The sequence below is a fragment of the Pseudomonas sp. B21-009 genome (assembly GCF_024749345.1).
Taxonomy (GTDB): domain Bacteria; phylum Pseudomonadota; class Gammaproteobacteria; order Pseudomonadales; family Pseudomonadaceae; genus Aquipseudomonas.
Genome location: NZ_CP087199.1, coordinates 5,267,721 through 5,291,264, shown reverse-complemented (window position 1 = coordinate 5,291,264; position 23,544 = coordinate 5,267,721). Strand labels below are relative to the sequence as shown.

35 protein-coding genes are annotated in these 23,544 nt (G+C 57.0%); 34 read left to right on the top strand and 1 reads right to left on the bottom strand.

Features of this window, described 5'->3' with window-relative positions:
* The first annotated feature begins 150 nt into the window (after window positions 1-150).
* From rpsL to bfr, 34 genes are all read left to right on the top strand, one after another.
* Entirely contained in the window at window positions 151-522 is a 372-nt protein-coding gene (rpsL, locus tag LOY34_RS24510) for a 30S ribosomal protein S12 (RefSeq protein ID WP_003186084.1), read from the top strand.
* Window positions 523-642: 120 nt separating this feature from the next.
* Window positions 643-1,113 carry a 30S ribosomal protein S7 gene (gene rpsG, locus LOY34_RS24505; protein WP_008089143.1) on the top strand — a complete coding sequence of 157 codons (471 nt, stop codon included), beginning with the start codon at window positions 643-645 and terminating at the stop codon, window positions 1,111-1,113.
* Window positions 1,114-1,143: 30 nt separating this feature from the next.
* Complete coding sequence (gene fusA / locus LOY34_RS24500) at window positions 1,144-3,291, top strand: elongation factor G (protein WP_045202252.1); 2,148 nt, start codon at window positions 1,144-1,146, stop codon at window positions 3,289-3,291.
* A 30-nt stretch (window positions 3,292-3,321) separates the two neighbouring features.
* Window positions 3,322-4,515 (top strand): elongation factor Tu, encoded by a 1,194-nt coding sequence (gene tuf / locus LOY34_RS24495; RefSeq protein WP_010220303.1) that lies wholly within the window; start codon window positions 3,322-3,324, stop codon window positions 4,513-4,515.
* A gap of 142 nt (window positions 4,516-4,657) precedes the next feature.
* Entirely contained in the window at window positions 4,658-4,969 is a 312-nt protein-coding gene (gene rpsJ, locus LOY34_RS24490; protein WP_003186070.1) for a 30S ribosomal protein S10, read from the top strand.
* 80 nt (window positions 4,970-5,049) lie between these two features.
* Complete coding sequence (rplC, locus tag LOY34_RS24485) at window positions 5,050-5,685, top strand: 50S ribosomal protein L3 (RefSeq protein ID WP_010220304.1); 636 nt, start codon at window positions 5,050-5,052, stop codon at window positions 5,683-5,685.
* Between the two features lie 12 nt (window positions 5,686-5,697).
* Entirely contained in the window at window positions 5,698-6,300 is a 603-nt protein-coding gene (gene rplD, locus LOY34_RS24480; RefSeq protein ID WP_010220305.1) for a 50S ribosomal protein L4, read from the top strand.
* Window positions 6,297-6,596, top strand: a complete 300-nt coding sequence (gene rplW / locus LOY34_RS24475) for a 50S ribosomal protein L23 (protein ID WP_010220306.1) — start codon at window positions 6,297-6,299, stop codon at window positions 6,594-6,596. Before rplD ends, rplW begins: the two co-directional genes overlap by 4 nt.
* A 14-nt stretch (window positions 6,597-6,610) precedes the next feature.
* Entirely contained in the window at window positions 6,611-7,435 is an 825-nt protein-coding gene (rplB, locus tag LOY34_RS24470; RefSeq protein ID WP_038606161.1) for a 50S ribosomal protein L2, read from the top strand.
* Window positions 7,436-7,451: 16 nt separating this feature from the next.
* Window positions 7,452-7,727 (top strand): 30S ribosomal protein S19, encoded by a 276-nt coding sequence (gene rpsS / locus LOY34_RS24465; protein ID WP_002555486.1) that lies wholly within the window; start codon window positions 7,452-7,454, stop codon window positions 7,725-7,727.
* A gap of 11 nt (window positions 7,728-7,738) precedes the next feature.
* Window positions 7,739-8,071, top strand: a complete 333-nt coding sequence (gene rplV / locus LOY34_RS24460; RefSeq protein ID WP_003103908.1) for a 50S ribosomal protein L22 — start codon at window positions 7,739-7,741, stop codon at window positions 8,069-8,071.
* A 13-nt stretch (window positions 8,072-8,084) separates the two neighbouring features.
* A complete protein-coding gene (gene rpsC / locus LOY34_RS24455) occupies window positions 8,085-8,771 on the top strand; it encodes a 30S ribosomal protein S3 (protein WP_010220308.1) in 687 nt (228 codons plus the stop codon).
* Window positions 8,772-8,783: 12 nt separating this feature from the next.
* Window positions 8,784-9,197, top strand: coding sequence for a 50S ribosomal protein L16 (rplP, locus tag LOY34_RS24450; RefSeq protein WP_003255479.1), 414 nt, complete (start codon window positions 8,784-8,786; stop codon window positions 9,195-9,197).
* Entirely contained in the window at window positions 9,197-9,388 is a 192-nt protein-coding gene (rpmC, locus tag LOY34_RS24445) for a 50S ribosomal protein L29 (RefSeq protein WP_002555481.1), read from the top strand. Before rplP ends, rpmC begins: the two co-directional genes overlap by 1 nt.
* Before the next feature lie 2 nt (window positions 9,389-9,390).
* Entirely contained in the window at window positions 9,391-9,657 is a 267-nt protein-coding gene (rpsQ, locus tag LOY34_RS24440; protein ID WP_008374160.1) for a 30S ribosomal protein S17, read from the top strand.
* A gap of 23 nt (window positions 9,658-9,680) precedes the next feature.
* Window positions 9,681-10,049: a 50S ribosomal protein L14 gene (rplN, locus tag LOY34_RS24435; protein ID WP_002555479.1), complete on the top strand. Its 369-nt coding sequence runs from the start codon at window positions 9,681-9,683 to the stop codon at window positions 10,047-10,049.
* An 11-nt stretch (window positions 10,050-10,060) separates the two neighbouring features.
* Window positions 10,061-10,375 (top strand): 50S ribosomal protein L24, encoded by a 315-nt coding sequence (gene rplX, locus LOY34_RS24430; RefSeq protein ID WP_009397501.1) that lies wholly within the window; start codon window positions 10,061-10,063, stop codon window positions 10,373-10,375.
* A 20-nt stretch (window positions 10,376-10,395) separates the two neighbouring features.
* Entirely contained in the window at window positions 10,396-10,935 is a 540-nt protein-coding gene (rplE, locus tag LOY34_RS24425) for a 50S ribosomal protein L5 (RefSeq protein WP_010220311.1), read from the top strand.
* 13 nt (window positions 10,936-10,948) lie between these two features.
* Window positions 10,949-11,254: a 30S ribosomal protein S14 gene (gene rpsN, locus LOY34_RS24420; protein WP_010220312.1), complete on the top strand. Its 306-nt coding sequence runs from the start codon at window positions 10,949-10,951 to the stop codon at window positions 11,252-11,254.
* Window positions 11,255-11,463: 209 nt separating this feature from the next.
* Complete coding sequence (gene rpsH, locus LOY34_RS24415) at window positions 11,464-11,856, top strand: 30S ribosomal protein S8 (RefSeq protein ID WP_010220313.1); 393 nt, start codon at window positions 11,464-11,466, stop codon at window positions 11,854-11,856.
* A 12-nt stretch (window positions 11,857-11,868) separates the two neighbouring features.
* On the top strand, window positions 11,869-12,402 hold the full coding sequence (gene rplF / locus LOY34_RS24410) for a 50S ribosomal protein L6 (RefSeq protein WP_010220314.1): 534 nt from the start codon (window positions 11,869-11,871) through the stop codon (window positions 12,400-12,402).
* 10 nt (window positions 12,403-12,412) lie between these two features.
* Entirely contained in the window at window positions 12,413-12,763 is a 351-nt protein-coding gene (gene rplR / locus LOY34_RS24405; protein ID WP_009397496.1) for a 50S ribosomal protein L18, read from the top strand.
* Between the two features lie 3 nt (window positions 12,764-12,766).
* Window positions 12,767-13,267 (top strand): 30S ribosomal protein S5, encoded by a 501-nt coding sequence (gene rpsE, locus LOY34_RS24400; RefSeq protein WP_010220316.1) that lies wholly within the window; start codon window positions 12,767-12,769, stop codon window positions 13,265-13,267.
* Between the two features lie 2 nt (window positions 13,268-13,269).
* Window positions 13,270-13,446 carry a 50S ribosomal protein L30 gene (gene rpmD / locus LOY34_RS24395; protein WP_010220317.1) on the top strand — a complete coding sequence of 59 codons (177 nt, stop codon included), beginning with the start codon at window positions 13,270-13,272 and terminating at the stop codon, window positions 13,444-13,446.
* Between the two features lie 3 nt (window positions 13,447-13,449).
* The gene (rplO, locus tag LOY34_RS24390) at window positions 13,450-13,884 is read left to right on the top strand and encodes a 50S ribosomal protein L15 (RefSeq protein ID WP_010220318.1); all 435 of its coding nucleotides are present in this window, start codon (window positions 13,450-13,452) and stop codon (window positions 13,882-13,884) included.
* Window positions 13,885-15,216 (top strand): preprotein translocase subunit SecY, encoded by a 1,332-nt coding sequence (secY, locus tag LOY34_RS24385; protein ID WP_010220319.1) that lies wholly within the window; start codon window positions 13,885-13,887, stop codon window positions 15,214-15,216.
* A 28-nt stretch (window positions 15,217-15,244) separates the two neighbouring features.
* Window positions 15,245-15,361 (top strand): 50S ribosomal protein L36, encoded by a 117-nt coding sequence (gene rpmJ, locus LOY34_RS24380; protein WP_002555468.1) that lies wholly within the window; start codon window positions 15,245-15,247, stop codon window positions 15,359-15,361.
* A 131-nt stretch (window positions 15,362-15,492) separates the two neighbouring features.
* Window positions 15,493-15,849, top strand: coding sequence for a 30S ribosomal protein S13 (rpsM, locus tag LOY34_RS24375; RefSeq protein WP_010220320.1), 357 nt, complete (start codon window positions 15,493-15,495; stop codon window positions 15,847-15,849).
* Between the two features lie 30 nt (window positions 15,850-15,879).
* The gene (gene rpsK, locus LOY34_RS24370; RefSeq protein WP_002555466.1) at window positions 15,880-16,269 is read left to right on the top strand and encodes a 30S ribosomal protein S11; all 390 of its coding nucleotides are present in this window, start codon (window positions 15,880-15,882) and stop codon (window positions 16,267-16,269) included.
* Window positions 16,270-16,284: 15 nt separating this feature from the next.
* The gene (rpsD, locus tag LOY34_RS24365) at window positions 16,285-16,905 is read left to right on the top strand and encodes a 30S ribosomal protein S4 (RefSeq protein ID WP_010220321.1); all 621 of its coding nucleotides are present in this window, start codon (window positions 16,285-16,287) and stop codon (window positions 16,903-16,905) included.
* 22 nt (window positions 16,906-16,927) lie between these two features.
* Window positions 16,928-17,929, top strand: coding sequence for a DNA-directed RNA polymerase subunit alpha (locus LOY34_RS24360; RefSeq protein WP_003186012.1), 1,002 nt, complete (start codon window positions 16,928-16,930; stop codon window positions 17,927-17,929).
* 43 nt (window positions 17,930-17,972) lie between these two features.
* Window positions 17,973-18,359 (top strand): 50S ribosomal protein L17, encoded by a 387-nt coding sequence (gene rplQ / locus LOY34_RS24355; RefSeq protein ID WP_002555463.1) that lies wholly within the window; start codon window positions 17,973-17,975, stop codon window positions 18,357-18,359.
* Between the two features lie 173 nt (window positions 18,360-18,532).
* Window positions 18,533-19,981, top strand: a complete 1,449-nt coding sequence (locus tag LOY34_RS24350) for a catalase (protein WP_045200029.1) — start codon at window positions 18,533-18,535, stop codon at window positions 19,979-19,981.
* 155 nt (window positions 19,982-20,136) lie between these two features.
* Window positions 20,137-20,601 (top strand): bacterioferritin, encoded by a 465-nt coding sequence (gene bfr / locus LOY34_RS24345; protein ID WP_045200027.1) that lies wholly within the window; start codon window positions 20,137-20,139, stop codon window positions 20,599-20,601.
* 60 nt (window positions 20,602-20,661) lie between these two features.
* Here the strand turns inward: bfr and uvrA are convergent, their stop codons facing one another.
* Window positions 20,662-23,496: an excinuclease ABC subunit UvrA gene (gene uvrA / locus LOY34_RS24340; protein ID WP_045200024.1), complete on the bottom strand. Its 2,835-nt coding sequence runs from the start codon at window positions 23,494-23,496 to the stop codon at window positions 20,662-20,664.
* Window positions 23,497-23,544: the final 48 nt, after the last annotated feature.

Genomic DNA, 23,544 nt, shown 5'->3' with positions numbered 1-23,544 from the left:
GACTGGAAGGGGAGGGCCGGGGCCTTGTCTTGACTGGGGGCAAGATCCTCTTTAGACTCTTGTACCCCTAAATTTGGTGGGACTCCGTCCTGCCAATTTTTGCTTTTCTTGCAAGACAATAGCGTCGCAAGACAACAGTGGAGCTAGTAGATGGCAACTATCAACCAGCTGGTACGTCAGCCGCGTAAGCGTATCGTCGAGAAATCCGACGTTCCTGCGCTGCAGAACTGCCCGCAACGTCGTGGCGTGTGCACCCGTGTGTACACCACCACGCCGAAAAAACCTAACTCGGCACTGCGTAAAGTTTGCCGTGTGCGTCTGACCAACGGTTTCGAGGTTTCCTCGTACATCGGCGGTGAAGGCCACAACCTGCAAGAGCACAGCGTCGTACTGATCCGTGGCGGTCGTGTAAAAGACTTGCCAGGTGTTCGTTACCACACCGTTCGCGGCTCCCTGGATACCTCCGGCGTCAAAGGTCGTAACCAAGGTCGTTCGAAGTACGGTACCAAGCGTCCGAAGTAATCGGCCGTTTGTCGCAGTTTGCAGTTATCAATTTTATTGAGTCGATAAGAGTAAGGTCGGGCACGCACCCTTAAGGGGCACTGTCCCGGGCTAACCTGAAGACCGTTTGAGGGCTTATCAATGCCAAGACGTCGTGTAGCAGCCAAGCGTGAGATTCTGGACGATCCAAAATACGGAAGCCAGATCCTCGCCAAGTTCATGAACCACGTAATGGAAAGCGGCAAAAAAGCCGTTGCCGAGCGTATCGTTTACGGTGCACTGGACAAGGTTAAAGAACGCAAGAACAGCGATCCCCTGGAAATCTTCGAGAAAGCTCTCGACGCCATCGCTCCGCTGGTCGAAGTTAAGTCGCGCCGTGTTGGCGGTGCCACTTACCAGGTTCCTGTTGAAGTTCGTCCATCCCGTCGTAACGCCCTGGCAATGCGCTGGTTGGTAGACTACGCCCGCAAGCGTGGCGAGAAGTCCATGGCTCTGCGCCTGGCTGGCGAGCTGCTGGATGCTGCTGAAGGCAAAGGTGCTGCAGTCAAGAAGCGTGAAGACGTACACCGTATGGCCGAAGCCAACAAAGCGTTCTCGCACTACCGCTTCTAATTCTGGCATCACTATTTTTGCGAGGGCTCTATGGCTCGTACTACACCAATCAACCGCTACCGTAACATCGGTATTTGCGCGCACGTTGACGCGGGCAAAACTACCACTACCGAGCGGATCCTGTTCTACACAGGCCTGAGCCACAAGATGGGCGAGGTGCATGACGGCGCCGCGACCACCGACTGGATGGTGCAGGAGCAGGAGCGGGGTATTACCATTACCTCCGCTGCTGTTACCACCTTCTGGCAGGGTTCCCGTGGCCAGTATGACAACTACCGCGTAAACGTCATCGATACCCCCGGCCACGTTGACTTCACCATTGAAGTAGAACGTTCGCTGCGCGTACTCGACGGCGCGGTCGTTGTGTTCTGCGGCACTTCAGGCGTTGAGCCACAGTCCGAAACCGTATGGCGTCAAGCCAACAAGTACGGCGTTCCACGTGTTGTTTACGTGAACAAGATGGACCGTGCCGGTGCCAACTTCCTGCGCGTCGTAGGTCAGATCAAGAACCGTCTGGGTCACACCCCGGTTCCTGTTCAGCTGGCCATCGGTTCGGAAGATAACTTCCAGGGTCAGGTCGACCTGATCAAGATGAAGGCTATCTACTGGAACGACGACGACAAAGGCACCACTTATCGCGAGGAAGAAATTCCTGCCGATATGCTGGAGCTGGCTGAAGAGTGGCGCGCCAATATGGTCGAAGCCGCTGCCGAAGCCAACGAAGAGCTGATGAACAAGTACCTTGAAGAAGGTGAGCTGACCGTCGAAGAAATCAAAGCCGGTCTGCGCGCGCGCACCCTGGCCAGCGAGATCGTTCCGGCTGTCTGCGGTTCGTCGTTCAAGAACAAGGGCGTTCCCCTGGTTCTCGACGCCGTTATCGACTTCCTGCCTGCTCCGACCGAAATCCCGGCGATCAAGGGTATCCACCCTGATCTGATCGAGAAGCCGAAAGAAGAGCTGGTTGACGCCGACTACGACGAGCGTCATGCCGACGACAACGAGCCGTTCTCGGCTCTGGCGTTCAAGATTGCCACCGACCCGTTCGTGGGTACTCTGACCTTCGTCCGCGTTTACTCGGGTATGCTGCAGTCCGGCGACTCCGTGATCAACTCGGTCAAGGGCAAGAAAGAGCGCGTTGGTCGTATGGTGCAGATGCACGCCAACCAGCGTGAAGAAATCAAAGAAGTACTGGCAGGCGACATCGCTGCTCTGATCGGCATGAAGGACGTCACCACCGGTGACACCCTGTGCAACGCCGACAAGCCGATCATCCTCGAGCGTATGGACTTCCCGGAGCCTGTGATCTCGGTAGCTGTTGAGCCGAAGACCAAGCAAGACCAGGAAAAGATGGGTATCGCACTGGGCAAGCTGGCTCAGGAAGACCCGTCGTTCCGCGTCAAAACCGACGAAGAAACCGGCCAGACCATCATCTCCGGTATGGGTGAGCTTCACCTGGACATCCTCGTTGACCGCATGAAGCGCGAGTTCAACGTCGAAGCCAACATTGGTAAGCCACAGGTTTCGTACCGCGAGCAGATCACCAAGGACAACGTCGAGATCGAAGGTAAGTTCGTTCGTCAGTCCGGTGGTCGCGGTCAGTTCGGTCACTGCTGGATTCGCTTCTCGCAGCCAACAGTGGACGCACAAGGCAACATCACCGAAGGCCTGGAATTCACCAACGAGGTTGTAGGTGGTGTGGTTCCTAAGGAATACATCCCGGCGATCCAGAAGGGTATCGAAGAGCAGATGAAGAACGGCATCGTTGCCGGCTATCCGCTGATCGGCCTGAAGGCTACCGTGTTTGATGGTTCCTACCACGACGTCGACTCCAACGAGATGGCGTTCAAGGTGGCGGCCTCCATGGCGACCAAGCAACTCGCAGCCAAAGGCGGCGGTAAAGTGCTTGAGCCGATCATGAAGGTAGAAGTTGTGACCCCTGAGGACTACATGGGTGACGTGATGGGTGACCTGAACCGTCGTCGTGGTCTGATCCAGGGTATGGAAGATTCGGTGTCCGGCAAGGTTGTCCGTGCTGAAGTTCCGCTCGGAGAAATGTTCGGTTATGCGACCGACGTTCGTTCCATGTCTCAGGGTCGCGCGAGCTACTCCATGGAATTCTCCAAATACGCCGAAGCTCCGTCGAATATCGTCGAAGCACTCGTTAAAAAACAAGGCTAATCCAGCCCTTTAGGCAAGAGGTTCACTGTCGTGGCTAAAGAAAAATTTGATCGTTCCCTTCCGCACGTCAACGTTGGCACCATCGGTCACGTTGACCACGGTAAAACCACTCTGACCGCAGCTCTGACTCGCGTCTGCTCCGAAGTTTTCGGTTCGGCCGTCGTCGAATTCGACAAGATCGACAGCGCTCCAGAAGAGAAAGCTCGCGGTATCACCATCAACACCGCACACGTCGAGTACAACTCGAACATTCGTCACTACGCTCACGTCGACTGCCCAGGTCACGCTGACTACGTGAAGAACATGATCACCGGTGCTGCCCAGATGGACGGCGCGATCCTGGTTTGCTCGGCCGCCGATGGTCCGATGCCACAAACCCGTGAGCACATCCTGCTGTCCCGTCAGGTTGGCGTTCCGTACATCGTGGTCTTCCTGAACAAGGCTGACCTGGTAGACGACGCTGAGCTGCTGGAACTGGTCGAGATGGAAGTTCGCGACCTGCTGTCCACCTATGACTTCCCAGGCGACGACACCCCGATCATCATCGGTTCGGCTCGTATGGCGCTGGAAGGCAAAGACGACAACGAAATGGGCACCACCGCTGTCAAGAAGCTGGTTGAGACTCTGGACAGCTACATCCCAGAGCCTGAGCGCGCTATCGACAAGCCGTTCCTGATGCCAATCGAAGACGTATTCTCGATCTCGGGTCGTGGTACCGTTGTTACCGGTCGTATCGAGCGTGGTATCGTCCGCGTTCAAGACGCCCTGGAAATCGTTGGTCTGCGTGACACCACCACCACCACCTGCACCGGTGTTGAGATGTTCCGCAAGCTGCTGGACGAAGGTCGTGCTGGCGAGAACTGCGGCGTGCTGCTGCGCGGCACCAAGCGTGACGACGTTGAGCGTGGCCAGGTTCTGGTCAAGCCAGGTTCGGTTAAGCCGCACACCAAGTTCACCGCAGAAGTTTACGTTCTGAGCAAAGAAGAAGGCGGCCGTCACACTCCGTTCTTCAAAGGCTACCGTCCACAGTTCTACTTCCGTACTACTGACGTGACTGGTAACTGCGAGCTGCCAGAAGGCGTTGAAATGGTAATGCCAGGTGACAACATTCAGATGACTGTTACCCTGATCAAAACCATCGCGATGGAAGACGGTCTGCGTTTCGCTATCCGTGAAGGCGGTCGTACCGTCGGCGCCGGCGTCGTAGCCAAAATCATCGAGTAATCGTTGATCGCTTAAAAAGGCCCCCGCTCAGCGGGGGCTTTTTTATTGGGTTGACACTCAGTGGGGCCCTCTATAGAATCACGCCTCCTTTTAACGGGCGTAGTGCGCCCGGTGGGAATAGCAGCCTGGAGTCTGAAATCCAATGCAAAATCAGCAAATCCGTATCAGGTTGAAGGCTTTTGACCATCGCCTGATCGACCAATCCACCCAGGAAATCGTGGAAACCGCGAAACGTACTGGTGCTCAAGTGCGTGGTCCAATTCCACTGCCTACCCGTAAAGAGCGGTTCACCGTTCTGGTCTCCCCGCACGTCAACAAAGACGCGCGTGACCAGTACGAGATCCGTACTCATAAGCGCGTACTGGACATCGTCCAGCCAACGGATAAAACCGTTGATGCTCTTATGAAGCTTGATCTTGCGGCCGGTGTGGAAGTGCAGATCAGCCTCGGCTAAGACACGGTCTTAGTCGTGTAACGCTCTGAAATGGGCGGCCATAGCGGGTGAAAGCCCCGTACACTCATGAGGTTTACAACATGACTATTGGTGTAGTCGGTCGTAAATGCGGTATGACCCGTATTTTCACCGAAGAAGGTGTCTCCATTCCGGTCACGGTCATTGAGATCGAGCCGAATCGCGTCACCCAGTTCAAAACTGAAGAAACCGATGGCTATCGTGCAGTGCAAGTCACTGTCGGTGAGCGTCGCGCTTCGCGCGTGACTGCTGCTCAAGCAGGTCACTTCGCCAAGGCGAACGTTGCCGCGGGTCGCGGTGTCTGGGAATTCCGCCTTGAAGAAGGTGAGTTCCAGGCCGGTGATTCGATCAACGCTGAAATCTTCGCTGCAGGTCAGCTGGTAGACGTTACCGGCCAGTCCAAGGGTAAAGGCTTTGCCGGTACCATCAAGCGCTGGAATTTCCGCGGTCAAGATAACACCCACGGTAACTCCGTCTCCCACCGCGTCCCGGGCTCTATCGGCCAGTGCCAGACTCCTGGTCGTGTATTCAAGGGCAAAAAAATGTCCGGTCACATGGGCGCCGAGCGCGTGACCGTTCAGTCCCTCGAAGTAGTGCGCGTCGACGCTGAACGCAATCTGTTGCTGGTCAAGGGTGCCGTTCCAGGCGCAACTGGCAGCGATCTGGTTGTGCGTCCGGCTGCCAAGGCTCGCGGTTAAGGGGAAGCTGACATGCAACTAAATGTAAATGACGCTCAAGCGATCGAAGTTTCCGAACTGACTTTCGGCGGCGAATTCAACGAGACGCTGGTACACCAAGCAGTCGTGGCCTACATGGCCGGCGGCCGTCAGGGCACCAAGCAGCAGAAAACCCGTTCCGACGTTGCTGGTGGCGGTAAGCGCCCATGGCGTCAGAAAGGCACTGGCCGTGCTCGTGCCGGTACTATCCGTAGCCCAATCTGGCGTGGCGGCGGTACCACTTTCGCAGCTCGTCCTCAGGATCACTCGCAGAAGCTCAACAAGAAGATGTACCGCGCAGCAATGCGTTCCATCCTCGCTGAGCTGGTGCGTACCGACCGTCTGGTCGTGGTTCAGGACTTCGCTGTTGAAGCACCGAAAACCAAAGACCTGCTGAACAAGCTGAACGGCATGGGTCTGAGCGACGTTCTGATCGTTTCGGACGCTGTTGATCAGAACCTGTACCTGGCTGCTCGTAACCTGCCGCACGTCGACGTACGTGACGTACAGGGTTCCGATCCGGTCAGTCTGATCGCATACGACAAAGTGTTGATCACTGTGTCGGCCGTGAAGAAATTCGAGGAGCTGCTGGGATGAACCAGGAACGCGTATTTAAAGTCCTCCTTGGCCCGCATGTTTCCGAGAAGGCTACCGTTCTGGCTGAGAAAAAAGGCCAGTTCGTATTCAAGGTTGCTACTGACGCAACCAAGCTGGAAATCAAGAAAGCTGTCGAAGGCCTGTTCGGCGTAAAAGTCGAAAACGTGTCGACTGTAAACGTTCTGGGTAAAACCAAGCGTACCGCACGTGGTCTGGGCAAGCGCAATGACTGGAAGAAAGCGATCGTTTCGCTTCAGCCAGGCCAAGATCTCGATTTCAGCAGCAGTGCTGAGTAAGGAAGGGGTGCATCATGGCAATCGTTAAATGCAAACCGACTTCCCCTGGCCGCCGTTTCGTGGTCAAGGTGGTCAACAAGGAGCTGCATAAAGGCGCTCCTCACGCACCGCTGCTCGAGAAGAAATCGAAGTCTGGTGGTCGTAACAACAATGGCCGTATCACTACTCGTCACGTAGGTGGTGGTCATAAGCAGCATTACCGTATGGTCGATTTCCGTCGCAACGACAAAGATGGCATCGTCGCCACTGTCGAGCGTATCGAATACGATCCAAACCGTACTGCTCACATCGCACTGCTGTGCTACGCAGACGGCGAGCGCCGCTACATCATCGCCCCTAAAGGCGTTGCTGCTGGCGACCAGCTGATCGCAGGCGCTCTGGCTCCAATCAAGCCAGGCAACTCCCTGCAACTGCGCAACATCCCAGTGGGTAGCACCATTCACGGCATCGAACTGAAGCCGGGCAAAGGTGCACAGATCGCTCGTTCCGCTGGTGCTTCGGCTCAGCTGATCGCTCGCGAAGGTGTCTATGTGACCCTGCGTCTGCGCTCTGGTGAAATGCGTAAAGTCCTGGCTGAATGCCGTGCGACCCTGGGTGAAGTCTCGAACTCCGAGCACAGCCTGCGTTCGCTGGGTAAAGCTGGTGCCAAACGCTGGCGTGGCGTTCGCCCAACCGTTCGTGGTGTTGCCATGAACCCGGTTGACCACCCACATGGTGGTGGTGAAGGTCGTACCTCCGGTGGTCGTCATCCGGTATCGCCATGGGGCTTCCCGACTAAGGGCGCGAAGACTCGTGGTAATAAGCGTACCGACAACATGATCGTCCGTCGTCGCAAGTAAATAGAGGGATACGACAGTGCCACGTTCTCTGAAAAAAGGTCCTTTTATCGATCTTCACCTACTGAAGAAGATCGAAGTGGCGGCGGAAAAGAACGATCGCAAACCAGTTAAGACCTGGTCGCGCCGTTCCATGATCCTGCCACAAATGGTCGGTCTGACCATCGCGGTACACAACGGTCGCCAACACGTCCCAGTTCTCGTGAACGAAGACATGGTCGGCCATAAACTGGGCGAGTTTGCCGGTACCCGCACTTATCGTGGGCACGTGGCTGACAAGAAAGCCAAGCGTTAAGGGGTAAGGAAATGGAAGTAGCCGCTAAGTTGTCGGGCGCTCGAATCTCCGCCCAGAAAGCCCGCTTGGTCGCCGACCAGATCCGCGGGAAGAAGGTGGGCGAAGCGCTCAACCTGTTGGCTTTCAGCAGCAAAAAAGCCGCTGAAATCATGAAGAAAGTCCTCGAGTCGGCCGTAGCCAACGCCGAGCATAACGAAGGCGCAGACGTTGATGACCTGAAGGTCTCCACCGTTTTCGTCAACGAAGGGCGTTCGCTGAAGCGCATCATGCCGCGTGCCAAAGGCCGCGCTGATCGCATCGTCAAGCGGTCTTGCCATATCACTGTCAAGGTTGCGGACAAGTAACGGAGTCGATCAGATGGGTCAGAAAGTACATCCCACTGGCATTCGCCTGGGAATCGTCAAGGAGCACACCTCCGTCTGGTACGCAGACGGTCGGACTTATGCGGACTATTTGCTCGCAGATCTGAATGTGCGTGAGTACCTCCAAGACAAACTAAAAAGCGCGTCCGTTAGCCGTATCGATATCCATCGTCCGGCCCAAACTGCACGCATCACCATCCACACCGCTCGTCCAGGTATCGTTATCGGGAAGAAAGGTGAAGATGTTGAGAAACTGCGTCAGGACCTGACCAAGCAAATGGGTGTGCCTGTGCACATCAACATCGAAGAGATCCGCAAGCCGGAACTCGACGGTATGCTGGTAGCTCAGAGCGTAGCTCAGCAGCTGGAGCGTCGTGTGATGTTCCGTCGCGCCATGAAGCGCGCCGTACAGAACGCCATGCGCATTGGTGCCAAAGGCATCAAGATCCAAGTGAGCGGTCGTCTCGGCGGTGCTGAAATCGCACGTACTGAATGGTATCGCGAAGGTCGTGTGCCGCTGCACACCCTGCGTGCCGATATCGACTATGCCACCTACGAAGCTCACACCACTTACGGTGTGATCGGTGTGAAGGTTTGGATTTTCAAAGGCGAAGTAATTGGTGGTCGCCAAGAAGAACTGAAACCACAAGCACCAGCGCCTCGTAAAAAAGCTGCTAAGTAAGGGGTACGCCAAATGTTGCAACCAAAGCGTACAAAATTCCGCAAGCAGATGACTGGCCACAACCGTGGTTTGGCACTGCGCGGTAGCAAAGTCAGCTTCGGCGAGTTTGCTCTGAAAGCTGTTGCTCGCGGTCGTCTCACCGCCCGCCAGATTGAGTCGGCACGTCGTGCTCTGACCCGTCACGTAAAACGTGGCGGTAAAATCTGGATCCGTGTGTTCCCGGACAAGCCGATCTCCAAGAAGCCTCTCGAAGTGCGGATGGGTAAAGGTAAAGGTTCCGTGGAGTACTGGGTTGCCCAGATCCAGCCAGGCAAAGTCCTGTACGAGATCGAGGGTGTTTCTGAAGAGCTGGCGCGTGAGGCTTTCGCCCTGGCGGCTGCAAAGCTGCCTCTCGCCACCTCCTTTGTTAAGCGGACGGTGATGTGATGAAAGCGAATGAACTTCGTGAAAAATCAGCACAGCAGCTGAACGAGCAACTGCTCGGCTTGCTGCGCGACCAGTTCAATCTGCGTATGCAGAAAGCAACTGGCCAGTTGGGGCAGTCGCACCTGCTCTCGCAAGTTAAGCGTGACATCGCTCGCGTGAAAACTGTGCTCAACCAGCAGGCAGGTAAGTGATCATGGCTGAAGCTGAAAAAACCGTCCGTACGCTGACTGGCCGTGTCGTCAGCGACAAGATGGACAAAACCATCACCGTACTGATCGAGCGTCGCGTAAAGCACCCGATCTACGGTAAATACGTTAAGCGTTCGACTAAGCTGCACGCGCACGACGAAACCAACCAGTGCCATATCGGCGACAAGGTCTCCATCCGTGAGACCCGTCCGCTGGCCAAGACCAAGTCCTGGGCACTGGTTGAAGTTCTCGAACGCGCTGTTGAAGTCTAAGGGCTAAGGGTCGGAGAAATTTTATGATTCAGACTCAATCCATGCTCGATGTGGCCGATAACAGCGGCGCTCGTCGCGTCATGTGCATCAAGGTTCTCGGCGGTTCGCACCGCCGTTACGCCGGCATCGGTGACATCATCAAGGTAACCGTCAAGGAAGCAATTCCTCGCGGTAAAGTGAAGAAAGGCCAAGTGATGACTGCTGTTGTAGTCCGCACTCGCCACGGTGTCCGTCGTGCTGACGGCTCCATCATCCGCTTTGATGGCAATGCTGCTGTTCTGTTGAACAACAAGCAAGAGCCGATCGGCACCCGTATCTTTGGGCCAGTGACCCGTGAACTTCGTACTGAGAAGTTCATGAAGATCGTCTCGCTCGCCCCAGAAGTGCTGTAAGGAGATCCGACATGCAAAAGATTCGTCGTGACGACGAGATCATCGTGATCGCCGGCAAAGACAAAGGTAAGCGCGGTAAGGTGCTCAAGGTTCTCGCTGACGACCGTCTGGTCGTTGGTGGGATCAACCTGGTGAAGCGTCATACCAAGCCTAACCCGATGTCGGGCGTACAGGGCGGTATCGTCGAGAAAGAAGCGCCACTGCACGCTTCCAACGTCGCCATTTTCAACGGCGAAACCAACAAGGCTGACCGCGTTGGTTTCAAAGTAGAAGACGGCAAAAAAATTCGTGTCTTCAAGTCGACCCAAAAAGCGGTTGATGCTTGAACACTGCTAGGTAGAAGACCATGGCACGACTGAAAGAGATTTACCGGAACGAGATTGCTCCCAAGCTTAAGGAAGAACTTAAGCTGGCGAACGTGATGGAAGTTCCGCGCGTTACCAAGATCACCCTGAACATGGGTCTGGGCGAAGCTGTCGGCGACAAAAAAGTCATCGAACACGCTGTTGCTGACCTGGAGAAGATCACCGGTCAGAAAGCCGTTGTGACTTTCGCTCGGAAATCCATCGCGGGCTTCAAAGTCCGTGAGGGCTGGCCGATCGGCGTTAAAGTTACCCTGCGCCGTGATCGTATGTACGAATTCCTGGACCGCCTGCTGGCGATCTCCCTGCCTCGGGTTCGCGACTTCCGCGGCCTGAATGCCAAGTCCTTCGACGGTCGTGGCAACTACAGCATGGGCGTGAAAGAGCAGATCATCTTCCCGGAAATCGACTACGACAAGATCGATGCTCTGCGCGGTCTGGACATTACCCTGACCACCACTGCCAAGAACGATGACGAAGGCCGCGCTCTGATGCGTGCTTTCAAATTCCCGTTCCGCAACTGATTGGAGTAGGAAAATGGCCAAGAAGAGCATGAAAAACCGTGAGCTGAAGCGTCAGCTCACTGTTGCCAAGTACGCCAAGAAGCGTGCCGAGCTGAAAGCGACCATCGTCAACCTGGAAGCAACTCCAGAAGAGCGTTTTGCCGCTGTCGTAGCTCTGCAGAAGCAACCACGTGACGCCAGCGCCTCGCGCCTGCGTAACCGTTGCCGCATCACCGGTCGTCCACACGGCGTTTACCGCAAGTTCGGCCTCGGCCGTAACAAGCTGCGTGAAGCAGCAATGCGCGGTGACGTTCCAGGTCTGGTTAAAGCCAGCTGGTAAGACGTACCGGCAGCGTCCAGGTGGCGGGGGAGCAATCTTCCGACCACCGGTGACCTTGCAACGAAACAAGCCCCTTCTGGGGCTTGTTTCGTTTCTGGGAACTGTCTAGAATGACCGGCTCTCCTGAGCCCGGGTTTTTACGCCCGGCGATTTCAGGGGACTGTAGTAGCCGAGAGGCTAATTTTTCTTGTATCAGGAGCGTCTAGCCCATGAGTATGCAGGACCCGTTAGCGGACATGCTAACTCGCATCCGTAATGCCCAGATGGCTGAAAAGTCCGTCGTAAGCATGCCTTCGTCGACTCTGAAGGTTGCGGTAGCCAAAGTTCTGAAAGATGAAGGTTACATCGCTGGCTACCAAGTCAGCAGCGAAGTAAAACCATCGCTTTCCATCGAGCTGAAATACTTCGAAGGCCGTCCGGTCATCGAGGAAGTCAAGCGCGTAAGTCGTCCAGGCCTGCGTCAGTACAAGTCCGTCGAAGAACTGCCGAAAGTACGTGGCGGTCTGGGCGTGTCTATCGTCTCCACCAACAAAGGTGTGATGACTGATCGTGCTGCGCGCGCTGCCGGTGTCGGCGGCGAAGTTCTCTGCACAGTGTTCTAAGGGGGGATAAGCATGTCTCGCGTCGCTAAGAACCCCGTTAAGCTGCCAGCCGGTGTCGAAGTCAAATTCGTCGGCCAACAGCTTTCGGTGAAGGGTGCCAAGGGCACTCTCGAACTGAACGTTCACTCGTCGGTTGAAATCGTTGAAGAAGCTGGTGAGCTGCGTTTCGCTGCTCGCAATGGCGATCAACAAACTCGCGCTATGGCCGGTACTACCCGCGCCCTGGTGAACAACATGGTCCAGGGCGTAAGCCAAGGCTTCGAGCGTAAGCTCCAGCTGGTCGGTGTTGGTTACAAAGCACAAGCCAAAGGCACCGTGCTGAACCTGGCACTCGGCTTCTCGCATCCAGTGGATTACGAACTGCCGGCCGGTATCACCGCAGAGACCCCAAGCCAGACCGATATCCTGATCAAGGGTATCGACAAGCAGCTGGTAGGTCAGGTGGCCGCTGAAATCCGCGACTTCCGTCCACCAGAGCCGTACAAAGGCAAGGGTGTGCGTTACGCGGACGAAGTCGTCCGTCGTAAAGAAGCCAAGAAGAAGTAGGGCCTAGCAAATGACCGACAAAAAAGTTACTCGACTGCGTCGCGCTCGCAAAGCACGCCTGAAAATGCACGAACTCGAAGTCGTGCGTCTCTGCGTGTTCCGCTCCTCGCAGCACATCTACGCCCAGGTCATTTCGGCCGACGGCAGCAAGGTTCTGGCCAGTGCCTCGACCTTGGACAAAGAACTGCGTGATGGTGCCACCGGCAACATCGACGCGGCCACTAAGGTTGGCAAGCTGGTAGCTGAGCGCGCGAAAGCCGCCGGTGTATCTCAAGTTGCCTTTGACCGTTCCGGCTTCAAGTACCATGGCCGCGTCAAAGCGCTGGCTGATGCTGCTCGTGAAGGCGGGCTGGAGTTCTAAGTTATGGCAAATAACGATCAAAAGCGCGACGAAGGCTACATCGAGAAGCTGGTTCAAGTTAACCGCGTTGCTAAAACCGTCAAAGGCGGCCGTATCTTCACTTTCACCGCGTTGACCGTGGTGGGTGATGGTAAAGGTCGTGTTGGCTTCGGCCGTGGCAAGTCGCGCGAAGTACCTGCTGCGATCCAGAAAGCCATGGAAGCTGCCCGTCGCAACATGATTCAGGTAGACCTGAACGGCACTACTCTGCAGTACGCCACCAAGTCCGCCCATGGCGCGTCGAAGGTGTACATGCAGCCTGCCTCGGAAGGTACCGGTATCATCGCCGGTGGCGCAATGCGTGCCGTCCTGGAAGTTGCTGGCGTTCAGAACGTCCTGGCCAAGTGCTACGGCTCGACCAACCCAGTGAACGTGGTTCATGCCACTTTCAAGGGTCTGAAGGCTATGCAATCTCCTGAGTCCATTGCTGCCAAGCGCGGCAAGAGCGTTGAGGAGATCCGCTGATCATGGCTACCGTTAAAGTAACGCTGATCAAAAGCACCGCCGGCCGTCTCCCTAACCACAAACTGTGTGTTAAGGGTCTGGGTCTGCGCCGCATCGGTCACACTGTAGAAGTCCTGGATACTCCCGAGAATCGCGGGATGATCAACAAGGCTTACTACATGCTGCGCGTCGAGGGTTAATCGATGAAACTCAATGATCTGAGTCCAGCGCCGGGTTCCCGTCGCGAGAAGCATCGTCCGGGCCGTGGTATCGGTAGCGGTTTGGGTAAGACTGGTGGCCGCGGCCACAAAGGTCAGACCTCCCGTTCCGGTGGCACCATTGCTCCAGGCTTTGAAGGCGGTCAACAGCCGCTGCACCGTCGTCTGCCGAAATTCGGCTTCGTTTCCCTGAAAGCCATGGACCGCGCAGAAGTGCGTCTGTCCGAGCTGGCCAAAGTGGAAGGCGACGTTGTCACCGTGCAATCCCTGAAGGATGCCAACGTGATTAACCAAAACGTACAGCGTGTGAAAATCATGCTGTCCGGCGAAGTTACTCGCGCGGTCACCATCAAGGGTATCGCAGCCACCAAAGGTGCGCGTGCGGCTATCGAAGCAGCTGGCGGCAAGTTCGAGGAATAAATGGCTAAGCAAGGTGCTCTCTCTTCGCTCGGCAAAGGCGGGATGTCTGAACTCTGGGCTCGTCTGCGTTTTCTGTTCCTGGCGATCATCGTCTACCGGATAGGCGCACACATCCCAGTTCCAGGTATCAACCCGGACCGGCTGGCGGAACTGTTTCGACAGAATGAGGGGACCATTCTTAGCTTGTTCAACATGTTTTCCGGCGGCGCGCTGGAACGGATGAGCATCTTTGCACTGGGGATCATGCCGTACATTTCGGCATCGATCATCATGCAGCTGATGACCGCCGTCAGCCCGCAGCTGGAGCAGTTGAAGAAGGAAGGTGAAGCTGGCCGTCGCAAGATCAGCCAGTACACCCGCTACGGCACCGTTATCCTGGCGCTGGTCCAGGCCATTGGCATGTCCATTGGCCTGGCCGGTCAGGGCGTGGCGTTTTCTGCTGACTTTGGCTTCCATTTCGTTGCGGTGTCCACGTTCGTGGCCGGCGCGATGTTCATGATGTGGCTGGGCGAGCAGATCACCGAGCGCGGTGTAGGCAACGGTATCTCGATGTTGATTTTCGCAGGTATCGTCGCCGGTCTTCCGAGAGCAATCGGGCAGTCTTTCGAGTCTGCACGCACAGGCGATATCAACATTTTCGCCCTGGTCGCTATCGGTTTGCTGGCAGTAGCGATTATCGGTTTCGTGGTGTTCATTGAGCGTGGTCAGCGTCGTATCGCCGTTCACTACGCCAAGCGTCAGCAGGGCCGCAAGGTCTTCGCTGCGCAGACCAGCCACCTGCCGTTGAAAGTGAACATGGCGGGTGTAATCCCTGCCATTTTCGCGAGCAGCATCTTGCTGTTCCCGGCTTCGCTGGGTGCCTGGTTCGGTCAGTCCGAAGGTATGGGCTGGTTGCAGGACATCTCGCAGTCGATCGCTCCTGGTCAGCCGTTGAATATTCTGCTGTTTAGTGCAGGGATTATTTTCTTCTGCTTCTTCTATACGGCGTTGATGTTCAATCCGAAAGACGTAGCGGAAAACCTGAAGAAGTCCGGTGCCTTTATTCCGGGCATCCGTCCAGGTGAGCAGTCGGCGCGCTACATTGATGGCGTTCTGACCCGCTTGACCATGTTCGGTGCTCTTTATATGACGGCCGTGTGTCTGCTTCCCCAGTTCCTGGTGGTCGCGGCAAACGTTCCGTTCTACCTTGGCGGGACCTCGTTGCTGATTGTGGTAGTGGTTGTGATGGACTTCATGTCCCAAGTACAATCGCACCTCGTTTCGCACCAGTACGAATCCCTGATGAAGAAAGCCAACCTGAAAGGCTACGGTGGCAGCGGTCTGCTGCGCTGATTGACCCTTAAGGTTCGAGGAGTTGGTGATGAAAGTTCGTGCATCGGTGAAAAAGCTGTGCCGTAACTGCAAAATTATTCGCCGCGAAGGTGTCGTTCGAGTAATTTGCAGTGCGGAACCACGTCACAAGCAGCGCCAAGGCTGATTGTGATCTGCGCTACAAACCCAGCAGCTAGTGCGCTGCTGGGTTGATTATTTGTTTCTACAGCGATATTATCTCGCGCCCTATTTCTTGGCTTCCGGGGCGTAGGTAGCTGTCAATTGGAGTCCCACTGAATGGCCCGTATTGCAGGCGTCAACATTCCAGATAACAAGCACACTGTTATCTCGCTGACCTACATCTATGGTGTTGGTCGCACTACTGCACAGAAAATCTGTGCAGAGACTGGGGTCAACCCAGCCGCAAAGATCAAGGATCTGAGCGACGAGCAGGTTGAATCGCTGCGTACTGAAGTCGCGAAGTACATCACCGAAGGTGATCTGCGCCGTGACATCAACATGAAAATCAAGCGGTTGATGGACCTGGGTTGCTACCGCGGCCTGCGTCATCGTCGGGGTCTGCCAGTACGCGGTCAGCGTACCAAGACCAACGCGCGTACCCGTAAGGGCCCGCGTAAGCCGATCCGCAAGTAATCGCACCAGCGAATCGACAGGAATTTAGAAATGGCAAAACCTGCTGCTCGTCCTCGTAAAAAAGTCAAAAAGACAGTGGTTGATGGCATCGCCCACATCCATGCCTCTTTTAACAACACCATCGTGACCATCACCGATCGTCAAGGTAACGCTCTGTCTTGGGCTACCTCCGGCGGTTCGGGTTTCCGCGGTTCCCGCAAGTCCACCCCGTTCGCTGCTCAGGTAGCTGCTGAACGTGCTGGTCAAGCTGCGCTGGAATATGGTCTGAAGAACCTCGACGTCAACGTCAAGGGTCCAGGTCCAGGTCGTGAGTCCGCTGTTCGTGCTCTGAACGGCTGTGGCTATAAGATCGCCAGCATCACCGACGTGACGCCAATCCCGCATAACGGGTGCCGTCCGCCGAAGAAGCGCCGCGTGTAATCAGGAGACAGATAAATGGCACGTTACATTGGTCCAAAATGCAAACTGTCTCGTCGTGAAGGCACCGATCTGTTCCTGAAGAGCGGCGTTCGCGCTCTGGAATCGAAGTGCAACATCGAAGCAGCCCCAGGTATCCACGGTCAGCGCCGCGGTCGTCAGTCCGACTACGGCACCCAGCTGCGTGAGAAACAAAAAGTCCGTCGTATCTACGGCGTACTTGAGCGTCAATTCAGCGGTTACTACAAGCAAGCGGCCTCCAAGAAGGGCGCTACTGGTGAGAACCTGCTGCAACTGCTCGAGTGCCGTCTGGATAACGTCGTTTATCGTATGGGCTTTGGCGCTACTCGTGCCGAATCCCGTCAGCTGGTTTCGCACAAAGCGATCAGCGTAAACGGCAAGACTGTAAACGTTCCGTCCTACCAAGTTCGTCCGGGTGACGTGGTCGCGGTTCGCGAGAAGTCGCTGAACCAGCTGCGCATTGTTCAAGCCCTTGAACTGTGCGCCCAGCGTGGCCGCGTTGAGTGGGTAGATGTGGATGCTGCCAAGAAGTCGGGCGTTTTCAAGAACGTTCCTGCTCGCAGCGACCTGTCCGCCGACATCAACGAAAGCCTGATTGTCGAGCTCTACTCCAAGTAAGGGCTAGAAAATAGGTGCATCCATGCAGATTTCGGTAAATGAGTTCCTGACGCCCCGCCACATCGATGTGCAGGTCGTCAGTCCAACCCGCGCTAAAATCACGCTCGAGCCTCTCGAGCGTGGCTTTGGCCATACCCTGGGCAACGCGCTGCGCCGCATCCTGTTGTCCTCCATGCCTGGCTGTGCAGTAGTCGAGGCCGAGATTGACGGTGTACTCCACGAGTACTCGGCAATCGAAGGTGTACAGGAAGATGTCATTGAAATCCTGTTGAACCTGAAAGGCCTGGCTATCAAACTGCACGGTCGTGACGAAGTTACGCTGACCTTGTCGAAGAAGGGTTCGGGGGTGGTTACCGCTGCCGATATTCAGCTGGATCATGATGTCGAGATCGTTAACCCCGATCACGTAATCGCTAACCTGGCGTCGAATGGCGCCTTGAACATGAAGCTCACCGTAGCTCGTGGTCGTGGTTATGAGCCGGCCGATTCGCGTCAGAGCGATGAAGACGAAAGCCGCAGCATTGGTCGCTTGCAGCTCGACTCTTCGTTCAGCCCGGTTCGCCGTATCGCATACGTGGTGGAAAACGCCCGTGTCGAGCAGCGTACCAACCTGGACAAGCTGGTAATTGATCTGGAAACCAACGGTACCCTGGATCCTGAAGAGGCCATCCGTCGTGCCGCAACCATCCTGCAACAGCAGCTGGCTGCGTTCGTCGACCTCAAAGGTGACAGTGAACCAGTGGTAGTCGAACAGGAAGACGAGATCGATCCGATCCTGCTTCGTCCGGTTGACGATCTGGAATTGACCGTGCGTTCGGCCAACTGCCTTAAGGCGGAGAACATTTACTACATCGGCGACCTGATTCAGCGCACCGAAGTAGAACTGTTGAAGACTCCGAACCTGGGCAAGAAATCCTTGACCGAAATCAAGGACGTTCTGGCCTCCCGTGGTCTGTCCCTCGGCATGCGCCTCGACAACTGGCCGCCTGCAAGTCTTAAGAAGGACGACAAGGCGACTGCCTGATCGTCGTAATCACCGAACGTAGTGTTTGGTAAGGAATGAACCCATGCGTCATCGTAAAAGTGGACGTCACCTGAGCCGTACTAGCTCTCACCGTAAGGCCATGTTCCAGAACATGGCGGTGTCGCTGTTCGAGCACGAGCTGATCAAAACTACTCTGCCAAAAGCCAAGGAACTGCGCCGCGTTGCCGAGCCGCTGATCACCCTGGCCAAGGAAGACAGCGTTGCTAACCGTCGTCTGGCTTTCGACCGTACCCGTTCGAAAGAAATCGTCGGCAAGCTGTTCAACGATCTGGGCAAGCGCTATGCCACCCGTCAGGGCGGCTACCTGCGTATCCTCAAGTGCGGCTTCCGCGCTGGCGATAACGCACCTATGGCGTACGTCGAGCTGGTTGATCGTCCTGTTGGTGGCTCGGTTGAAGCTGCTGAGTAAGGCGAACAGTCTGTAACAAGAAACCGGGCCTAGTGCCCGGTTTTTTGTGTCTATATGTATTGTAATAATCTATTGATCTGAGTCAGGCAATGAATTTGTTGTTGTCATAGTTGTGGTCAATACTCCTCCCAAGCCGATTAGCCGGCCGTTCAAGACCGATAGGGAGAGAGAGCATGAGCCAGAACAAAATACTGACCACCGCCAGCGGCGCCCCGGTAGCCGACAACCAGAATTCGCGTTCGGCAGGCCCACGCGGCCCGCTGTTGCTGGATGACTTCCATCTCATCGAGAAGCTCGCGCATTTCAACCGCGAGAACATCCCTGAACGCCGCGTACACGCTAAAGGCTCGGGTGCCTATGGCACCTTCACCGTTACCCGTGATATCACCCAGTACAGCTGCGCCAAGCTGTTCAGCAATGTTGGCAAGCAGACCGAGACCTTCCTGCGTTTCTCCACTGTCGGTGGCGAGCGGGGGTCGGCCGATACCGAGCGCGACCCGCGCGGTTTTGCCCTGAAGTTCTACACCGAGGAAGGCAACTGGGACATCGTTGGCAACAACACCCCGGTGTTCTTCATCCGTGACCCGCTGAAATTCCCCGACTTCATCCACACCCAGAAACGCCTGCCGCAAAGCAACCTGAAAAGCGCGCAGATGATGTGGGACTTCTGGTCGCACTCGCCTGAAGCGCTGCACCAGGTCACTATCCTGTTCTCCGACCGCGGCATTCCGGACGGCTACCGGCACATGCATGGTTTTGGCAGCCATACCTACAGCCTGATCAACGCTCAGGGCCAGCGCACCTGGGTCAAATGGCACTTCAAGACCAAGCAGGGCATCAAGAACCTGGCTCCTGCCGAGGCTGCTCGCCTTGCCGGTACCGATCCGGATTACGCCCAGCGCGACCTGTTCGAAGCGATCGAGCGCGGTGACTTCCCGAAATGGGCCGTGTGCATCCAGGTCATGAGCGAAGAAGAAGCGGCCAGCCGCGACGAGAACCCGTTCGACGTGACCAAGACCTGGTCGCAGAAGGACTACCCGCTCATCGAGATCGGCGAACTGGAACTCAACCGCAACCCGCTGAACTACTTTGCCGAAGTCGAGCAAGCCGCGTTTGGCCCGAGCAACATGGTGCCCGGTGTCGGCCTGTCGCCAGACCGCATGCTGCAGGGGCGCGTGTTCGCTTACGCAGACGCCCATCGCTACCGCGTCGGTACCAACCACCAGCAACTGCCGGTAAACGCCCCACGCAGCCCGGTAAACAGCTACCAGCGTGATGGTTCTATGGCGTTTGGCAGCAACGGTGGTGCGGCGCCTAACTATGAGCCGAACAGCTACGCCAATGCGCCCAAGCAAGCGCCGCAGTATGCTGAGCCGCCACTGGCGCTCAACGGTGTCGCCGATCGTTACGATCACCGCGAAGACACCGACTACTACAGCCATGCCGGTGCGCTGTTCCGCCTGATGAACCCGGAGCAGAAGGCGCTGCTGATCAGCAACATCGCCGGCGCCATGGGCGGAGTTTCTGAAGAGGTGGTCCAGCGTCAGTTGCAGCACTTCTTCAAGGCCGATCCGGCCTATGGCGAAGGGATTGCCAAGGCTTTGGGCATAAATCTCGCCTAAGTCGAAGTGATAAGAAGAACCGCCCTCATTTGGGCGGTTTTTCAATGAATATCACTACCGTTTACCCGCTTTTTTGCACTTTTTTGCCCAATTCTCAGTGACCTTCCGGTCATCCTGGTTCAAACTATGACTTTCACACAGGGAGAGGCAGGGCGATGCAAGGTCACCCGGACGTAATCGATTATCTCAACACGTTGCTGACGGGCGAACTGGCGGCACGTGACCAATATTTCATCCACTCGCGGATGTACGAGGACTGGGGCTTGAGCAAGCTCTACGAGCGTATCAACCACGAAATGGAAGAAGAGGCGCAACACGCCGATGCCCTGATGCGTCGTATCCTCATGCTCGAAGGCACCCCGCGCATGCGTCCTGATGACCTGGACGTCGGCACCACCGTGCCGGACATGATCGCCGCCGACCTGCGCCTGGAGTACAAGGTGCGCGCTGCACTGTGCAAAGGCATCGAGCTGTGCGAACTGCACAAGGACTACATCAGCCGCGACATCCTGCGCCTGCAACTGGCCGATACCGAAGAAGATCACACCTACTGGCTGGAAAAACAGCAGGGCCTGATCAAGTCGATCGGTCTGGAGAACTACCTGCAATCGCAGATGTAATTTTCCGGAGCAAAAAAAGCCCCGCCAGTGCGGGGCTTTTTCATGTGCGAGCGGGCCGAATCAGGCGCGGTCACGTTCCAGCAGCGGCTTGAGGTAGTAGCCGGTATACGACTGCTTCATCTCGGCCACTTGTTCCGGTGTACCGAAGCCGATGATCTGTCCGCCTTTGGAACCGCCCTCGGGGCCGAGGTCGACGATCCAGTCGGCAGTCTTGATCACGTCCAGGTTGTGCTCGATCACCACTACGGTGTTGCCGTGATCGCGCAGGCGGTGCAGCACATCGAGCAACTGCTGGATATCGGCAAAGTGCAGGCCGGTAGTCGGTTCGTCGAGGATGTACAGGGTCTTGCCGGTGTCACGCTTGGACAGCTCGCGTGACAGCTTGACCCGCTGCGCTTCGCCACCGGAGAGGGTGGTCGCCGACTGGCCGAGCTTGATGTAGGACAGACCGACATCCATCAGTGTCTGCAGCTTGCGCGCCAGCGCCGGTACCGCGTCGAAGAACTCGCGGGCTTCCTCGATGGTCATTTCCAGGACCTCGTGGATGTTCTTGCCCTTGTACTTGATCTCCAGGGTTTCGCGGTTGTAGCGCTTGCTCTTGCACACATCGCACGGCACGTAGATGTCCGGCAAAAAGTGCATCTCGACCTTGATCAGGCCGTCGCCCTGGCACGCTTCGCAGCGCCCGCCCTTGACGTTGAACGAGAAACGACCCGGGCCGTAGCCGCGCGAGCGCGACTCCGGCACGCCGGAGAACAGCTCGCGAATTGGCGTGAACAGTCCGGTGTAGGTCGCCGGGTTCGAGCGCGGGGTACGGCCGATCGGGCTCTGGTCGATGTCGACCACCTTGTCCAGGTGCTGCAGGCCATCGCAGCTGTCGTGCGGCGCCGCTTCCAGGGTGCTGGCACCGTTGAGGGCGGTGGCGCTGAGCGGGAACAAGGTGTTGTTGATCAGGGTCGATTTGCCGGAGCCGGACACGCCAGTCACGCACGTCAGCAGGCCGATCGGAATTTCCAGGTCGACGTTCTGCAGGTTGTTGCCGCGCGCGCCCTTGAGCTTGATCGAGAGCTTCTTGTTACGCGGCGTACGCTTGGCCGGTACGGCAATCTTCACTCGGCCAGACAAGTACTTGCCGGTCAGCGAGTCGGGATGGGCCATGACCTCGGCCGGGGTGCCTTCGGCGACGATCTGGCCGCCATGCACGCCGGCGCCCGGGCCAATGTCGACGACGTAGTCGGCCAGGCGAATGGCGTCCTCGTCATGCTCGACCACGATCACCGTGTTGCCGATGTCGCGCAGGTGATTGAGGGTGCCGAGCAAGCGGTCGTTGTCGCGCTGGTGCAGGCCGATGGACGGCTCGTCGAGGATGTACATGACCCCGACCAGGCCGGCGCCGATCTGGCTGGCCAGGCGGATACGCTGGGCTTCACCGCCGGAGAGGGTATCGGCGCTGCGATCGAGGGTCAGGTAGTCGAGACCGACGTTGACCAGAAACTGCAGGCGCTCGCAGATTTCCTTGAGGATCTTGTCGGCAATTTCGCCCCGGCGACCGGTCAGCTTGAGGCCACCGAAGTAACCGCTGGCATCGCCGATCGGCAGGCAGGTGACTGCCGGCAGGGTCTTCTCGCCGACCCACACGTGCCGCGCTTCACGGCGCAGGCGCGTGCCACGGCAATCCGGGCAGGGCTGGGTGCTGAGGAACTTGGCCAGCTCTTCGCGCACGGTCGCCGACTCGGTCTCGCGGTAGCGGCGTTCCAGGTTCGGCACGATGCCTTCGAACGGGTGCGAGCGCTTGACGATGTCGCCGCGGTCGTTGAGGTATTTGAAATCAACGTTCTGCTTGCCGCTGCCGTGGAGGATGACTTTCTGCTGCTCGGCCGGTAGTTCGCCGAAGGGGATCTCGAGGCTGAAGTCATAATGCGCGGCCAGCGAGCCGAGCATCTGGAAGTAATAGACGTTGCGCCGGTCCCAGCCGCGAATCGCACCTTCAGCCAGGGTCAGCTCGCTATTGACCAGGCGCTTGATGTCGAAGAACTGCTTGACCCCCAGGCCGTCGCAGGTCGGGCAGGCGCCGGCCGGGTTGTTGAAGGAGAACAGCTTGGGCTCCAGCTCGCTGATCGCATGGCCGCAGATCGGGCAGGCGAAGCGGGCGGAGAAGATCATTTCTTCGAACGGTTGGTCGTCCATCGAAGCGACCAGGGCGATGCCGTCGGCCAGTTTCAGCGCGGTTTCGAACGACTCGGCCAGGCGCTGCTGCAGGTCATCACGCACCTTGAAGCGGTCGACGACTACTTCGATGGTGTGCTTTTTCTGCTTGTCGAGCTTGGGCAGTTCATCGAGCTCGAACAGCTTGCCGTTGACCCGCGCGCGGACGAAGCCCTGGGCGCGCAGCTCTTCGAATACTGCCAGGTGTTCACCCTTGCGCTCGCGAATCACCGGCGCCAGCAGCATCAGCTTGCTGCCTTCGGGCTGGGCCAGGACCAGGTCGACCATCTGGCTGACGGTCTGCGCTTCCAGCGGGATGTCGTGGTCCGGGCAGCGCGGGGTACCGACGCGGGCGTAGAGCAGGCGCAGGTAGTCGTAGATTTCGGTGATGGTGCCGACGGTCGAACGCGGGTTGTGCGAGGTCGACTTTTGCTCGATGGAGATCGCTGGCGACAGGCCTTCGATGGTATCGACGTCGGGCTTTTCCATCATCGACAGGAACTGCCGGGCGTACGCCGACAGGGATTCGACATAACGGCGCTGGCCTTCAGCGTACAGGGTATCGAAGGCCAGGGACGACTTGCCGGAACCGGACAGGCCGGTGATGACGATCAACTTGTCCCGGGGCAGGGTCAGGTCGATGTTCTTCAGGTTGTGGGTACGTGCCCCACGAATCAGGATCTTGTCCACTGCGGCCTCGCTCGGCGGGCATAAACGGTTGAGTATACGGCTCCATGC